This is a genomic window from Xanthomonas sp. SHU 166 (genome assembly GCF_000364685.1).
In the GTDB taxonomy this organism is placed as follows: Bacteria; Pseudomonadota; Gammaproteobacteria; order Xanthomonadales; family Xanthomonadaceae; genus Xanthomonas_A; species Xanthomonas_A sontii.
In genome coordinates this window covers 1-331 of sequence record NZ_AQOJ01000880.1, presented here as the reverse complement: position 1 = coordinate 331, position 331 = coordinate 1, and the positions used below count along the sequence as shown (strand labels likewise).

General features: G+C 75.5%; 1 protein-coding gene. It reads left to right on the top strand.

All coding sequences use genetic code 11. From position 1 onward, the window contains the following. A partial coding sequence (locus tag D180_RS19985) for a DegT/DnrJ/EryC1/StrS family aminotransferase (protein WP_043091436.1) occupies positions 1–331 on the top strand: 331 nt, incomplete at both ends.

The following is a 331-nucleotide window of genomic DNA, read 5'->3' as shown; positions in this document are numbered from 1 at the left end:
CGCCGGCCTGCCGCTGCAGTGGGGCGACCTGTGGCCAGGCCGGCCGCGCGAACGCCTGGCCAGCGCGCTCGGCCTGCCGCAGGCCCTGCTGACCTGCTCGGGCACCGCCGCGCTGATCGTGGCCCTGCGCACCCTGACCGCGGCCAACCGGCGCCGGCAGGTGCTGGTGTCGGCCTATACCTGCCCGCTGGTGGCGCTGGCGGTGGCGCACTGCGGCCTGCAACTGGTGCTGTGCGATCTGCTGCCCGGCTCGCTGGAACTGGACCCGGTGCAGCTGGCGCAGCGCTGCGGCAGCGACACCCTGGCCATCATCGCCACCCATCTGGGCGGG